Below are 14,352 nucleotides of genomic sequence, written 5' to 3' on the forward strand. Positions count from 1 at the left end.
CAAGGGTTTGAGCGTTCATGAACTGAAGATCCAATGACGTGTCAAACACGCATCAGGCCTGTGAACTTGGAGTTTCTTCAATCCTTGTGAAAAGTATTGACGAAAAAACTTTGCCCAACTCTACTGAGGCTCTGACCGCTCCGTCTCGCCGTGCCCGCTACGGCGGGGCGGAGCTCTGGTCGGGAGTCTTCGCCGCGTTCGGAGGGTGGGCGCCGGGGTCCGCCCGATTGCCGTTCTGTGTTCGCTACTTGTCGTCAGGGAAGGTCGGGGACGGTGCCGCAGTCCGCCCAGTTGACCTCGGTGCCGGGGAGTGTCGCCGACCAGGGTGCGGCCAGGGCCGCCAGGGTGCTCGCGTCCGGAGGCGTGGGGCCGAGGCCGATCGCGAAGCGGGCCAGGGCCGGGGTCCGCTCGAAGGGCCGGGGCCAGGCGTGGGCGTCCGCGCACCCGGCCTCCGTCAGGGCGCCGAGCAGGGCGCGCAGGCGGCCGCGGGTGCGGCCGAGGTTGTCCTCGAAGTCGCGGGGCCGGGAGCCCGTCACGGTGACCACGGCCCAGGCGGCGTGCCGGCGGTGCGGGGGCGTGGCGGCGGCGGCGTCGGCCGGCCCTGCCGCAGGGCTCTCCTCCAGCGCCTCCCACGCGGCGAACAGCTCGCGAGTCAGCAACTCCGCCATTCCTGCGTTGACTTGGCCGGTGCAGCTACGGACCGGGGCGGAGGGGGTCAGCACGGTGACCGGGTCCCCGGCCGCGCATGCGGCTGCGTACTCGGCTGCGTGCGCGGCTCGGTCCGCAGCTGCGCCCTGGGCGGCCGGCGCGGCCTGCGGCAGGTCCAGGGACACCGGGGTGCGCCAGTCCCAGGCGGCCCAGGTGGCGAAGAAGGTACGGAGCAGGGCCCCGGGGGAGAGGCCGGGGGCGGAGCGGACCGTGTGGGCGGCCAGTACCGACCAGGCGAGTCCCGGCAGGCCGCCGAAGGGCGCCGAGTCCAGGCCCCGGGACCGGGCCCAGGCCTTGACCTCGCGCGCCAGCCGGGCGAACGCCGCATGCTCCGGGCCCACGAAGTCGCGTACCGCCTCGGCGTCGCTCACCGCACTCAGCGCCACCGCCGCGGCCTCGCCCAGCTCCGCCCGCCGGGCGACGGCCCGCTCCGGCGGCACCGGCCCGGTGGCGACCACCACGAGGTCCACGTCCAGCCCGGCTACGCCGAGCCGCAGGCCCGGCACCCGGGCGCCGGTCACCTCACGGACCCGCTCGGCCTCGGGGAGGGCCGACGCGATGCGCGCCCGCACCTCCGCCAAGTCGACGGCGCCGGGCAGGGCCGCAACCAGGTCCAGATCGGAGCCCGCCCCCGCACACCCCATCCGGCGCGAGCCGGCCACGCACACGACCCCCTCGGGCAGCGCCGCGGAGACCAGCGAGGCGACCCGCGCGGCGAGCCCCGCTTCGTTCGGGCCGGGAAGTGCGGGGAGTGGCGGGTCGGGGGCCCAGTGGGTTCTTCCCGTGCCGAGTTCCACCGTGGCGCGGATCTCCATCGGGCCGTCCCCGCGTCGGGACAGTACGGCGAGCGAGGTCACGCGGGCCGTGCGGCCGGCGCCCAGGCGGGCTGCGAACTCGCGTTCCGCGCGCCGGGGATCGGTGCTGCGGCCCAGGGTCAGGTGGGGGGTGTAGCCCTCGGCCCGGCCCCGGCAGCCCGGGAACCGCGCGGCCAGGGACTGCCGCATCGCCTGCCACGGCGCGTCACCGGCCGCGGCCGGGTCCAGCCACAGGGTCGGGCCGAAGGAGTACACGCCCTCCAGGCGTGCCGTGAACGCGGCCGTTTCCGCGGCCGCTTCGGCCAGCAGGGGCAGCGCCGCCTCGAAGGAGGACTCCGGTACGAAGCCGAAGAGCAGGTTCACGTGCGCGGGCCAGCGCTCCGCCTGCGGGTCGTGTGCGCGGCGCAGCGCCTCGACCGGCTCGTCCGGCGGCGCCAGCCACGCCACCGCCGTCCGCGCGGTGGCGTGGACGTCCAGTACCGCATGCTCGGACCCGTCCGCCGCCGGGCCGAAGTCCAGGGCGGCCTCGACCCCGTAGTGGTCGGAGATGAACAGTCCGTCCGCCGATGGGGAGTCGCCGCGCAGTGCCGCCTCCGCCACGCGAACCCCCGCCGACCGCAGCAGGATCCGGTCCAGGCGGGCGGCCCGCCCCGTCAACGACCCCACGGCGGCCAGTGGATTGGCGACGGGGTCGAAGGTCGCGGTCTCGTCCTGCGGCCCGTGGACCTCGGTCCACGCGTCCCGGAGTCCCAGCGCCGCCGCCGGTCCCTCGGCTCCCGACCGGCCGTCGTTGAAGTCGCCGAGCAGGGCCACGTCGGCCGCCTCGATCCCCGCCAATCCCTCCGACAACCGGGCCAGTTCGGCCGTGCGCCGGTCCTCGCCCCGCTCCGTGTGATCGCTCGTCAGGTGCGTGGCCGCGACCACCAGGGGCCCGCCCGCCGTGTCCACGGTCACGGCGACGACCGCCTTGTGCGGCCCCAGTACGTGAACGCCCGCCTCCCGCACCGGCAGTCGGCTCAGCACCAGCAGCCCGCTCTCCGCCACGTCCCGGCCGCCCGGGTTCGCGGCGACCGTGTAGCGGGCCCGTACCCACGGCTCGGCGAGCAGCATGCCGAGCAGCTCGCGCTCCACCTCCTGGAGCGCGATCACATCGGCGTCCGCCGCCGCCAGGTCGGCCAGCAGCAGCGGCCTGCGCCGTGCGGTGGCGATGCGCGGGGCGTCGTACCGGTCCCAGAGCGTGTTCCATGTCAACAGGCGTATCTGCGAAGGCCGTTGAGTGCGGGCGGCCGTGCCCTCGGGTGCAGCCCGCCATGCGCCGCCCCCGGACGCGTCCCACGCGTACGGCGTCCGTGCGGTGAAGAACGGCGCCCGCAGCAGCCTCGGGTCGCGGACCCGCCCGGCCGCGGTGCTGTCGATGATGTCGACGCCCGTCGCCCGGTCCCACACCAGCTCGCCGTCGGCTTCCACGAACAGCACCCGGTGCCAGGGGATGTCGCCCCCGGGCACGAAGGACGGCAGCGGTACCCGCTTCGGCGCGGCTCCGCGCTGCAGCAGGCCCAGCGTGAACCGGGCGGGATCGAATCGGGGGTCCCAGCGGACCTGGTGGTAGAGCTCCTCGCTGGTACGCATCAGCCCTCCTCACGGGTCGTCGTACGGGTCGCGGTGCGGGGCACCGTGCGGGTTGCCGCACCGATCGTGCCCGCCGTGTCCTCGACGGTTCCGCTCGCCCCGATGTACCACGTGCGGTGCGCCTCGCCGGGATACGGCGGAGCGAACCGGCGCAGCTGCGAGGCCAGCACCTGCTCCGGCACCGGGTGGGTGCGCGTGGAGTTGCGGCGCATCAGCTCCGCCTCCCCGACCAGCAGCACCGCGTGGGTGACGAGCGCGTCGCGCCGCCGGGCGACCGCACCGGCCAGCCCGCGCTGCCGGCCCGTGAGCGAGGTCGCGTCCCACACCACCGTGCCCCCTCGGCGCGCTGCCGCGGCGAGCGCGGAGTCCAGCCGGTCGAGGCCCTCGCGGAGCACGTCCGCGTTGTCCCGCTGGTCCGCGCGGGAGCCCCGGGCGCCGCGCAGGTCATCGAGGCTGATGTACGCCTCCACCCCGGGCAGGTTCCGGGCGTAGGTGCTCTTCCCGCTGCCCGAGGGCCCGCAGAGCTGCACCAGCCGGGGGAAGGAGGCGCCGTCCCGCCAACGCCAGGTCGCCGCGACCGCCTCCTCGGCGCCGGTCAGTTTGCCCTGCCCGTAGGCCTGGCGCGCCTCGGCCCAGCAGCGGTCGGCGACGTCCCCGCCCGTACCTCCGTCGCCCGCGTCGCCTCCGGGGCCTATGCCGGCTCCCGCGAGGGCCTCTCGCAGCCCGTCCCGCAGCGGCTCCAAGGGCGCCGGGCCGAGCAGCCCCGCCTCCTCGGCGTGCAGTGCGGACCACTCGACGGACTCGACGGACTCGACGTGCTCGCCCCGCTCGCCGGCCCCGTCGCCCCGCTCACCGCCCCCACCGGCCCCGGGGAGCGCCCCGGCCAGCGCGTGCAGCACTCCCAGGTCGGCCGCCTCCGCCATCCGTACGAGCCCCGCCCGCCGTTCCGCGTCCGGGTAGGGGAAGGGCCTGCGCAGCGCCGGGTAGAGCCCGACCAGGTCCGCGACCCGCCGTGCGGTGGCCATCCCGAGCGGCCCCGCAGCCAGCCGGGACGCGAGCACGGACCGCGGTACGCCGTGCAGGGCCGCGGCCAGGAGCCCGGCCAGCCGTTCCTCCCCGGACCGGCGTACGCCCAGCCCGTCGATGCGGTCCGCCACTTCGGCGACCAGCTCCTCGACTCCGGCCGCCTCGACCGCCGTGTCCGGCCCCAGCGCGCGGAGCAGCCCGGCCGCGTCCGGATCCGCGCCCGAGCGGGCGTCCCAGAGGGCGGCCGCCGGACCGAGCCCGTTCGGCACGACCTGGGCGTACATCCAGTGCGTGTCCGTCTGCACGTGCCCGCCCCGCACCCATTTGGCCACGCACCGCCCGAAGTCGCCCCGGTCGAAGCCGGCCGCGGTGCGGACGACGTACCCCTCCTGCCGCGCCGTATCGAGCCGCAGGCGGCGCAGGGCCCGCTCGTCGAAGACGCCGCGCCATAGGACGCGGGGCCCGGGGACCCCGAGACCGCGCAGGAAGAGCTCCGTCCGGTCCCAGTCCAGGCAGTGGTCGCCGTCCCACACCGAGAACCCGTAGAACCACGCGTCGAGTTCCTCGTAGGCGAGCGAGTGCCGGGCGTAGACGTTCTCCCCGCACACCCGCCAACCGGCCGGGATTCCCGGGCCGATGCGGCTCTGCAGGCCCTTCACCCAGGCCCGCGACGGATGGTGGCCCGAGTCGAGCGACCGCGCGTGCAGGCCGTCGGGGTAGAGGGTGGTGTTCTCGCCGTCGAGCTTCTCGGTGACCACGACCTCGCGCCCGGCGAACCCGGCCAGCATGCCGGGGCCGCTGGTCCGCACGTCGTCGGACGTCGCACCCGGAGACCAGGGCAGGTGCGGGGTCCGGGGGTAGTGCGTGCGCATGATCCGCTCCCTGCGGGCCGAGGCTGGTGCCCGGCCACTCTAGGGAGGCCGAACCAGCCCGGACCAGCGAATATCGGCGGCTCAGTACCCGATGGTGAACCGCCTGCCCGCGTGCGCGTCGCGCTCGATCTCGTCCAGCAGCGCGACCGCGAAGTCCTCCGTGGAGATCAGGCTGTTGCCGTGATCGTCCACGACCAGGTCGTCGAGCCCCAGCCGGTACGTGCCCGTCCGGGTGCCGGGCTCGATCGTGGCGGCCGGGCTGAGGTTGGTCCAGTGGACCTCGTCCACCGGAACGGTCCGCAGGAAGTCGAGGGCGTCCCCGTGGGCGTGCATGACGGCGAGCACCGGCGCCGGGATCCCGGCCTGGTCCCAGACCATCGGTCCGCCGGGGGTGCGCAGGGAGCCCGCACCGCCGACGGTGACCACACGCGGCCGGGGCCCGTCCTGGCCGAGGGCCTGCACGCCGCCGATCAGTGCCTTCGCCGCACCGACGAGGGTGCCGGGATCCCCGGAGCCCGGACCGTACGCGCTGACCACCACGTCCTGCCCGGCCGCCGCCCGGCTCACGGACGCGGGGTCGAGGACGTCGCCGCGTACGACGGCGATGTCCGCGGAGCTGACTTCGGACTCGGCGAAGTGCGCGGGATCGCGTACGACGGCCGTGACCTCGTGTCCGCGCCCGAGTGCTTCGTGCAGCACCCGGGATCCGATCATGCCGGTCGCGCCGAAGAGAGCGATCTTCGCCATGGCCACTCCTGGAGGTGGAGGCTGGAGGGGCCCCGGTCGGGGTCCGCCGGGCCCATCCAAGCGAATCCCGCCTCCCGCACGCGGCAGCGCCACGCGGTCAGTGGCACAGCGCGACGATGGCCGGGTCCACCCGCCCCCGGGCCGCCGCGCACAGCGGCGCCATGTCGTAGGTACGGTTCGGCGCGGGCCGGGTGCGACGGGCCTTCGCGGCGGGCGCCGCGGGCTTCTTCGGTGCGACCCGCCGGGGCTTCGCCGGCCGGTGCCGCGGGGCGGCGGGCTTCACCCGGCTCCGCGCCCGGGCAACGGGCGCAGCGGGCGCGGCCGGCCGCGGAGCAACTGCAGCCCCCGGCACGGGAGTCGAGGCACCGTCCGGCGCAGCATCAGCATCAGCTTCAGCATGCGCCTCCGCTTCAGCATCCGCCTCCGCTTCGGCGTCCGCGTCCTGTGCGACCTCCGGCAGCGCCCCCAGCGGCCAGGCCTCGGTCGCCGGTCCCGGCAGGACCGCCCGCACCTCCGTCGGCGCGGGCCGCGCTCCGTTCCCCGGCCCGAGCCCGGGACCGGCCCCCGGCCCGGCCGGACCCACGGTCACACATCCGGTCACACACCCGGCCGCAACGGCCAGCGCGACAATGATCAGGGGCACCCGCGGTCCCCGGCGCGACTCCATTCGCCCACCCTGCCCGACGGACGCCCGCACCTGTGCACGCGCTCACCCGGACGGGTGGTGCGGACCCCTCGACAGGAGGCCTCAGCCGCAGGTCACGCTGTCCCTCGGCGTGTAACGGGTCTTCATCGTCTCCCGCTTGACCTCTTGCCCGCCCTTCACGAACACCCGGTCGACGGCGACGTCGAAGCCCTCCAGCGGGGACTGCGGCTCGCACTTGGGGCCGGTGTCCGTGCGCGTGGCGGGCGGCTTGACGTTCGTCCGCGGGCCCTTGGCCGCGCGGATCTCGTCGAACTGCTTCGTTCCTAGGAAGGTGATGGTGACCGAGGTGTCGGTCGCCTCGGCCTTGATGTAGAGGGCCTTGCCCGAGTCGTTGGCGAAGCGCAGGTCCAGGCTGCCCCACGCCACGGTGGCCTCGCGGCCCTCCGGGTAGCGCTCGATGTAGAAGGAGTGCGCACCGTACTCGACGGGCTTGACCCCGGAGAAGAACATCGCGTTGAAGACCGTGGTGGCCACCGCCGAAACGCCGCCGCCGGAGGCCTTCTCGTACTGGCCGTTGTTGATGATCAGGCCGTCGACGAAGCCGTTCTCCTTCGTGCGCTCGCCGACGCGGCGGTTGAAGCTCCACGTCTCGTCGGGCAGCACGAGCGAGCCGTTGATCAGCTCCGCGGCCCGCCCGATGTTCGTCGTACGGTACGGGGCCTTCTCGAAGTCGACCGTGAAGGAGGACACCTCCTCCTTGATGCCCAGCTGCCCGATCGTGTCCTTGGTGAGCTTCGGACCGACCTCCTCCGTGGCGACCTCGCCCGTACGCTCCGCCGCGCCCGCCCGCGTCAGCAGCGGCAGCACGGCGGCGGACAGGCCCTCCTCGGCGACCCGGCGTCCGGCCCGGCCCTCCTCGGCGACGGAGACCGCGCCGGCGGAGTCCGTACGCAGCTTCGCCTCGACGGGGCCCGGCGTGGCCTGCCGCAGCGGACCGGCCAACTCCGGGTCGGCGAGCAGCGCCTTGGCGTCGAGCCGGGGCGCGAGGCGGCCCTGGCCGTCGTCCTTGAGGGCGAGGTGCTTGGCGAGGACGGCCGGGCCGACGGGTATGCGCTTGCCCTGCACGGTGAGGGTCACCGGCGCGGACACCGCGGGTTCGGCGAACTCCTTCAGCGCCCGCTCCGTCTCCTGCTGCCCGATGCGCGGCTCCGTGGTCCGGACCGGCAGCACGACGGGGCCGGGCGTCCCGTCGGCGGGCCGGGCGTAGGACGAGCGGAGCACGCCGAGGGAGCCGTCGACGTCGAGCTCGGTACCGGTGACCGGGGCCACCGCCTTGGCCTTGCCCTTCTCGAAGGAGACCGCGCCTTCCCGGGCCTCCTGACGGGTCTTCGCGCCGAGCCCGTCCAGCGCGGAGCGGGCCGCCTTCTCGTCGAGCCGGACCACGGGCTCCACCGCGGGGTCACCGGAGGAGAACAGCCGGCCGATCACGCTGACCGGGTCGGAACCGGACCGGGCCGCCCGGTCGGCGGTGGCGCCGGTGTCCAGGGACAGGCCGAGCGTGGCCGGCTGCGCCTGCTCGGTCCGCTCCCCGATCCGCAGGGCCAGCGGGGCCGCGGCGGACGGGCCGAGCGCACGGTTCAGGGTCTGCCGGGCCTCGGCGCGGCTCATCCCGCCTATGTCGACGCCGCGCACCTTCGTACCGGCGGCTATGTCGTCGCCCGCCAGCAGCAGACCCGCGGCGTACAGCCCGCCGAAGCCGAGGACCGCGACGCCGCCCGCCACACCGGCCACGCCCGGGACCGTCCACCGTTTGCCGGTGGCCGCCGGGGTGCCCGTACGGGATGCGCGTCGCATGTCTGGGTCTCTCCTCGGTCCGGTGACGTGGTCGGACCGGCGGTTTTCATGCCGCCAGTCCGCAGCGGGAACGTAGCAAGATCCGTGTAACCAGGTAATAAGGAGGTATAGGGGTGGCAAAGGGGAATGTGTTGATCTCCGTAACCCGGGGGTCGTCCGCGCTGTTGCACAGCCCGCGGGCCCACCCGTGCGGAACGCCCCGGCGAGGCCCGCACGATGGCCGCGCGATGCCCGGCGATGTCCGCGCGCCGGGGCAGCACGGCGCCCCCTCGGCGCCCCTACGGTGAATGGAGTCCGATGCCGCAGCTGACCGACGAGGACGTGACGCAGGACACGGGCGCCACCCCGGCCGCACCCGGAGACCAGACCGCATCCGGGGCCCCGGCCGCACCCGCCGCCCCCGCCGCGCGCCCCGGCACGTGGATGACCCCGGAGGAGTACGGAGCCTCCCGCGCCACCCTCTGGACCGGCGCCGTCGTCCTCGTCACCGACGGCGACGGCCGGGTCCTCGTCCAGAGCGTCGACTACCGCCCCGACCGGCTGCTGCCCGGCGGCGCCGTGGACGCCGGCGAGGCCCCGGCCGCGGCGGCCGCGCGCGAGGTGTACGAGGAGCTCGGCGTCGAGGGACGCTACCCGCGCGGCCTCGCCGTCGACTGGATCCCCGCCGACGCGCCCGGCATGCCGCCCGGGATGGGGTTCCCGGGCGAGATCCTGCACGTCTTCGACGGCGGTACCTGGACCCGTGAGCGCATCGGCTCCGTCCGGCTCCCCGCGCAGGAGATCACCGGCATCCACTTCGCCGAGCCGGCCGAGCTGCCCGCCCTGATGGACGCGGGCGACGCCCGCCGCGCCCTGTCCGCGCTGCGGGCCCGGATCAACGGAGGAGGCGCCGCCCTGCTGGAGGACGGCCGCCCCACCACCCCCACCGCCCTGGACCGGCTCGGCGTCCTGCGCAGCCGCCGCGTTCCGCTGCACGGCACCTGGCACCCGGGCCCCGCCCCCGCGCACCTGATGCCACGGGACCCCGCCGGCTGGCTGTTCGCCCCCGACGGGCGCGTGCTGCTGCTCATCGCCCGCGCCACCGGCGCCGCCCACCTCCCACCCCCGACGGCGGGCCGCACCGCGGGCGCGCTCCCGCTCGGGTACCGGTGCACCGACCAGGGCGCCCACCCGCGGACCGCGGCCCGGCTCACGGCGCTGCCCCCGGGCCCGGACCCGGCGTACGCACGGCTGCTGGCCACCCCCGAACAGGTCCGCGAGCTCAGCGACTGGGGTCCGGCCGGCCATGAGGAACTCGCCGCCGTCCACACCGCCCGCGCCCACCTCTCCCTCCCGTCGCCGCCCCGCACCCCGCCGACGGAACTCCCGGCGGAGGGCTGCCATTGGTGAGCGCGGAGCGGCTCAATCCCCGGTCCGCGGGCCCCGGTCCCGCAGCATGAGGGGATGAGCGAGACTGCGATCACCTACACCGTCTACGTCCAGGCCGACCCCGCGCGCGTGTGGCAGGCCCTGACCGAGCCCGCGTTCACCCGCCGCTACTGGGGGCTCGACTTCGAGACAGACTGGCGGGTGGGCTCGACGATGGACTGGGTGGAGCGCGGGGCGCGGACGAGCGATCCGGAGCAGGTCGTGCTGGAGTGCGTACCGGAGCGGCGGCTCTCCTACACCTGGCACACCTTCACCCCGCAGTGGGCCGCCTCGGTGGGCATCGGCGAGGAGCTGCGCGCCGAGCTGGCCGGCGAGCGGCGCACGAAGGTGACGTACGAGATCGAGCCGGTCGGTGACACGCTCGCCCGGCTCACCATCCTCCACGAGGACTTCGAACCGGGCGGCACCCTCATCGGCATGTGCGGGCGCGCCTGGCCGATGCTCGCGTCCAGCCTCAAGACCCTCCTGGAGACCGGCGCCCCGCTCCCGGAGCAGGGGCACGCGAACGAACAGGGCTCCGGCGGATACGAGAGCCACGGGGTCTGAGCCCGGGGCCGCCGAGGTCGGCGACCGCGCCGGGGTCAGGTGCGTGACGGGACGGTGCAGCTCGGCCGCCCGTCGGGGATGTCCTTGCTGTCGTCGTACGGGTCGACCACGGGCCACGGCCGCTCGGCGGCGGCCGCCTCCTTGGAGAAGTAGGGGTGGACGAAGCCGTCGACGGTGCCGCAGTCGTGGTTGCCGAGCTGCCGGCGGTACCCGGCCGGAATCAGCTTCCCGGCCGTCACGCCGGGGGAGTCGGACGCGGCGTAGAGCAGTACGAGCTGCCTCCGTACGACCACCCGCGCCACCTCCTCCGTCCCCGGCGCGGGCCCCGGCTCCGGGCGCGGGGCCACGCGCCGCACGGCGTAGACGAAGGTGTAGTCGGCGTGGATCCTGATCTGCCCCGGAGCCCCGCCGGCCTCGAAGGCCATCCGGCCGCGCACCCTGATGCCGCCGCGGGCCGGAGTGAGCCGGGCGGGGTCGAAGCGGGTGAACAGCTCGGTGGGGTCGGCGTCCGGGAGCCCCGGTTCGCGCAGGTGCTCCGTCAGCTCGGCGCGGGCGGGCTGCTGCGGATCGAGGAGCTCCATGGCATCGGCGGGCCACGCGCCCTGGAGCACCTCCGGATCCAGATTGGCCGCGACCAGGAACTCCCTGGCCCGGAGCAGTCCGTCGGAGACCTTCTCCTTCGGGATCGAACCGACCGCCGTGGCCGCGGGCAGCGGGAGCTCGTCCTTCTCGGTCGCCCAGGTCCGTGCGGGCGAGCCGCGCAGCGGCAGGCCCGTCGTGGCCGGCCAGGAATCGGGCCATGCCTGCTCGTCCAGCTCGGCGGCGTAGGCCTCGCCCTCGGGCCGTTCCTCCGGGGCGGTCACCAGCCACGTGGTGACGCCGGCGAGCGCGAGGGCGGCGACGGCGCCGACGGACAGGCGTCTGACGCGCCGTCGGCGCTCGTCGGCGCGGGCGGCCGCATCACGGCCCTGAACCGGGCCCAGAACCCAACCCTGATCCCGGCCCCCGCCGTGGTCCCGGCCCTGGTCCCCCACCCGTGCCTGGTCTTGTCCGTCCGCGCGCATTCGCGTGAAGAATTCCGCCGGTTCCGTCATGTCAGGCCCCCGCCCGTGCTCTTGTCTCCGGCCCATCTCACAGGGCGTCACCGATGCGGCACAAGCCGGACCGAGATCACGTAATAGTCCTGTGACGTGCGCAGATGCGGGATGAGTGCCTCCGCCGCCCCCTCCCCGGCCGCCCCGCAGGGCCTTGATGCCACCCTGACAACTCGTCGTTCACCGGTGTCGTGTGGAATGGCTGCATGGGGAGAAGCGAGCACCAGATACGCCAGGGCGGCCCGGACCGCCGGACCGAAGGGACGGCCGGCGCGGTGGCGGCGAACACGCCGTCCGAGCACTGGCGTTACGCCCGGCACCTGGAGTCCCTGGCAGCCGTCTCCGGTCAGCCCGGGGAGGCCGAGGCCGTGGCCGCCGTCCTGCGCGACCCGGACCTGGTGATGGCGGAGAGCGCGGTGGTCACCCACCTCGACCGGCGGGCGGCCGGGCTGCTGGCCGACGAGGCCTTCCCGGCCTGGGCGCAGGCCGTCGGGGCCGTCCTCGGCGGCCGCAGCTTCGCGGCCCGCCGGCTGCGCGAGTGGACCCTGCTGAAGGCCGTCACTCGGGGCGAGCCCTGGTCCGCGGGGGAGCTCCTCGCGGCCTCCGACTGGTGTCAGCGCACGGCGGCCCAGTCCCTGCACGCGGACGAGGCCCTACGGCTGCTCGCCGCGGGCGCCCGGACCCGCCGGGTCCGCAACGCGGCGGCGCAGCGGCTGCTGAGGCGGGCCGCCGTGAGCTCGTGAGCCGTTCGGCCCCGCGACACCCCGGCCGACCCGCCCCGATCCCCGGGACGCACAGGAGGGCCGGAACCGCACCGCGGTCCCGGCCCTCTCGCGACGAGCTACTTCGTGCCGCGCCGCACACGCGCCGCCGCACGGGCCTCGGCGGCCTGCCGGGCCTCGATGGTCTTGCGGGACTCCTTGCCCTTGCCGGGCCGCCCGGGCCGGGTGCCGATCCCGCGGAAGCCGAGGTCCGAGCCCGAAGGCCGGCCCTTGGCGTCGGTGGCCGCGGCGCCGGCCAGCGGCACGCCGGACGGGGCCTTCGCGCCGGTGATCCGGCTCAGCGCGGCCTCGCCGGAGCGGACCTGGGTGATGGTCGGCCGGATCTTGGCGTCGGCCATCAGCCGGACGATGTCGCGCCGCTGGTTGGGAGTGACCAGGGTGACGACCTTGCCGGACTCGCCCGCCCGCGCGGTGCGGCCGCCCCGGTGCAGGTAGTCCTTGCTGTCGGCCGGCGGGTCCACGTTGACCACCAGGTCGAGGTCCTCGATGTGGATGCCGCGGGCGGCGACGTTGGTCGCGACCAGGACGTTCAGCAGGCCGTCCTTGAACTGCCCCAGCGTCCGGGTGCGCTGCGGCTGCGACTTTCCGCTGTGCAGCCCCTCCGCGCGTACGCCCATGGCCCGCAGATGCTTCACGAACTGGTCGACCCCGTGCTTGGTGTCCAGGAACATCAGCACCCGGCCCTCGCGCGCCGCGATCTCGGTCGCGGCCGAGACCTTGTCGGCCGCGTGGATGTGCAGCACGTGGTGGTCCATCGTGGACACCGAAGCGGACTGCGGGTCCACGGAGTGACCGACCGGGTCCTTCAGGTACCGCTGGACGAGCTGGTCCACATTGCGGTCCAGCGTGGCCGAGAACAGCATCCGCTGGCCGGCGTGGTGGCACTGGTCGAGGATCTCGGTGACCTGCGGCATGAAGCCCATGTCGCACATCTGGTCGGCCTCGTCGAGGACGACGATCTTCACGCGCTCCAGGTGCACGTCGCGCCGGCCGATGAGGTCGCTGAGCCGCCCCGGGGTGGCCACCACGATCTCCGCGCCGGTGCGCAGCGCACCGGTCTGCTTGCCGATCGACAGGCCGCCCACGACCGTGGCCATGCGCAGCTTCAGGGCCTGCGCGTACGGGGCCAGGGCCTCGGTCACCTGCTGCGCCAGCTCGCGGGTCGGTACGAGGACCAGGGCGAGCGGCCGCTTCGGATCTGCCTGCTGCCCCGCCGTACGGGCCAGCAGGGCCAGGCCGAAGGCGAGCGTCTTGCCCGAGCCGGTCCGCCCGCGGCCGAGGATGTCGCGGCCCGCCAGGGAGTTGGGGAGGGTGGCCGCCTGGATGGGGAACGGCTGCGCCACCCCCTGGTCGGCCATCGTCTTCACCAGCTCAGGGGGCAGGCCGAGCTCCGAGAAGGACTCCACCGGCGGCAGGGCCGGCGTGGTCGTCCGGGGCATCGAGTACTCGCCCTGGGGGCCGAGGGTCCGCGGGGTCTTTCCGCCGCCCTTCGCACCGCCCTTCGGGCTCGCCTTGGCTCCGGCCTTGATGCCGAAGCGCCCATGAGCTGACGGGTTCTTCATGCAGAACCTTCCGTGAGACGCGCAAGATGTGCGGGAGTGCGACGCGAACGTCGCCAAAAGGCAAATTTTACCATCGGGGTTACGGGGCCACCGGCCCGAGTTCCCCGGCCCGTACCCGGTCCAGATGGGCGGTGACCTCGGCCGTCGCACGCCCGAACCAGTCGGCGATGACGGCGACCTCGTCGGGGGTGTATTCGGCGAACACCGCGCCGAGCCGGGCGTAGAAGGGCTCGTAGACGGCGAAGATCCGTGCGGCGGCGGCCGGGTCCGCGACCACCCGTACCCGGCGCCGGTCGGCGGGATCGGGCTGCCGGCTCGCGTACCCGGCGCGCTCCAGGCGGTTGAGCACCCCGGTCACCGCGCCGGTGGTGAGGTTGGTCAGCTCGGCGAGGTCGCCGGCGCCGAGCGGGTCGTCACCGGCGCCCAGGATGTGGCCGAGGCAGGTCAGGTCGGTGACGTTCAGCCCGAGGAGCTGCGCCACCTCCTGCTGGCCGACGATGCCGAGAGCGACGTACCGGTCCATGCGCGACAGCGCCTCCTGGACCGTGGCCGCGGGGCGGGGCTTGCCCTGCACGCGGATACTCCTTAGCATCTAAGTTACTTAGCTCGTGAGATAAATGGCTTTCTCGGTAAGAGAACGCCA

Annotated in this window: 11 protein-coding genes; 3 read left to right on the forward strand and 8 right to left on the reverse strand. The window is 74.7% G+C overall.

Features of this window, described 5'->3' with window-relative positions; all coding sequences use genetic code 11:
- Nucleotides 1–254: 254 nt before the first annotated feature.
- From ACFRU2_RS07435 to ACFRU2_RS07455, 5 genes are all read right to left on the reverse strand, one after another.
- Nucleotides 255–3,152 carry a poly(A) polymerase gene (locus tag ACFRU2_RS07435; protein WP_382968813.1) on the reverse strand — a complete coding sequence of 966 codons (2,898 nt, stop codon included), beginning with the start codon at nt 3,150–3,152 and terminating at the stop codon, nt 255–257.
- Nucleotides 3,152–5,050 (reverse strand): RNA ligase family protein, encoded by a 1,899-nt coding sequence (locus ACFRU2_RS07440; protein ID WP_382968816.1) that lies wholly within the window; start codon nt 5,048–5,050, stop codon nt 3,152–3,154. Before ACFRU2_RS07440 ends, ACFRU2_RS07435 begins: the two co-directional genes overlap by 1 nt.
- Nucleotides 5,051–5,131: 81 nt before the next feature.
- Nucleotides 5,132–5,797 (reverse strand): NAD(P)-dependent oxidoreductase, encoded by a 666-nt coding sequence (locus ACFRU2_RS07445; RefSeq protein ID WP_382968819.1) that lies wholly within the window; start codon nt 5,795–5,797, stop codon nt 5,132–5,134.
- Between the two features lie 97 nt (nt 5,798–5,894).
- On the reverse strand, nt 5,895–6,080 hold the full coding sequence (locus tag ACFRU2_RS07450) for a hypothetical protein (RefSeq protein ID WP_382968822.1): 186 nt from the start codon (nt 6,078–6,080) through the stop codon (nt 5,895–5,897).
- 465 nt (nt 6,081–6,545) lie between these two features.
- Nucleotides 6,546–8,297, reverse strand: coding sequence for a VanW family protein (locus ACFRU2_RS07455; protein WP_382968823.1), 1,752 nt, complete (start codon nt 8,295–8,297; stop codon nt 6,546–6,548).
- 297 nt (nt 8,298–8,594) lie between these two features.
- Here ACFRU2_RS07455 and ACFRU2_RS07460 point away from each other — a divergent pair, with 297 nt between their 5' ends.
- Together ACFRU2_RS07460 and ACFRU2_RS07465 are read left to right on the forward strand one after the other, a co-directional pair.
- The gene (locus ACFRU2_RS07460) at nt 8,595–9,686 is read left to right on the forward strand and encodes an NUDIX domain-containing protein (protein ID WP_382968826.1); all 1,092 of its coding nucleotides are present in this window, start codon (nt 8,595–8,597) and stop codon (nt 9,684–9,686) included.
- 54 nt (nt 9,687–9,740) lie between these two features.
- The gene (locus tag ACFRU2_RS07465; protein WP_382968828.1) at nt 9,741–10,271 is read left to right on the forward strand and encodes an SRPBCC family protein; all 531 of its coding nucleotides are present in this window, start codon (nt 9,741–9,743) and stop codon (nt 10,269–10,271) included.
- Nucleotides 10,272–10,306: 35 nt separating this feature from the next.
- Here ACFRU2_RS07465 and ACFRU2_RS07470 read toward each other — a convergent pair whose 3' ends face one another.
- Nucleotides 10,307–11,335 carry a hypothetical protein gene (locus tag ACFRU2_RS07470; RefSeq protein WP_382968831.1) on the reverse strand — a complete coding sequence of 343 codons (1,029 nt, stop codon included), beginning with the start codon at nt 11,333–11,335 and terminating at the stop codon, nt 10,307–10,309.
- Nucleotides 11,336–11,571: 236 nt separating this feature from the next.
- On the opposite strand from ACFRU2_RS07470, the gene ACFRU2_RS07475 reads away from it, so the two are divergent.
- Complete coding sequence (locus ACFRU2_RS07475; protein WP_382968834.1) at nt 11,572–12,108, forward strand: hypothetical protein; 537 nt, start codon at nt 11,572–11,574, stop codon at nt 12,106–12,108.
- 98 nt (nt 12,109–12,206) lie between these two features.
- Here ACFRU2_RS07475 and ACFRU2_RS07480 read toward each other — a convergent pair whose 3' ends face one another.
- Nucleotides 12,207–13,709: a DEAD/DEAH box helicase gene (locus tag ACFRU2_RS07480; RefSeq protein ID WP_382968837.1), complete on the reverse strand. Its 1,503-nt coding sequence runs from the start codon at nt 13,707–13,709 to the stop codon at nt 12,207–12,209.
- A 79-nt stretch (nt 13,710–13,788) separates the two neighbouring features.
- Nucleotides 13,789–14,283 (reverse strand): MarR family transcriptional regulator, encoded by a 495-nt coding sequence (locus ACFRU2_RS07485; protein ID WP_274547250.1) that lies wholly within the window; start codon nt 14,281–14,283, stop codon nt 13,789–13,791.
- Nucleotides 14,284–14,352: the final 69 nt, after the last annotated feature.

This window comes from Streptomyces sp. NPDC056883 (assembly GCF_042788835.1).
GTDB classification, from domain to species: Bacteria; Actinomycetota; Actinomycetes; order Streptomycetales; family Streptomycetaceae; genus Streptomyces; species Streptomyces stoeckheimensis.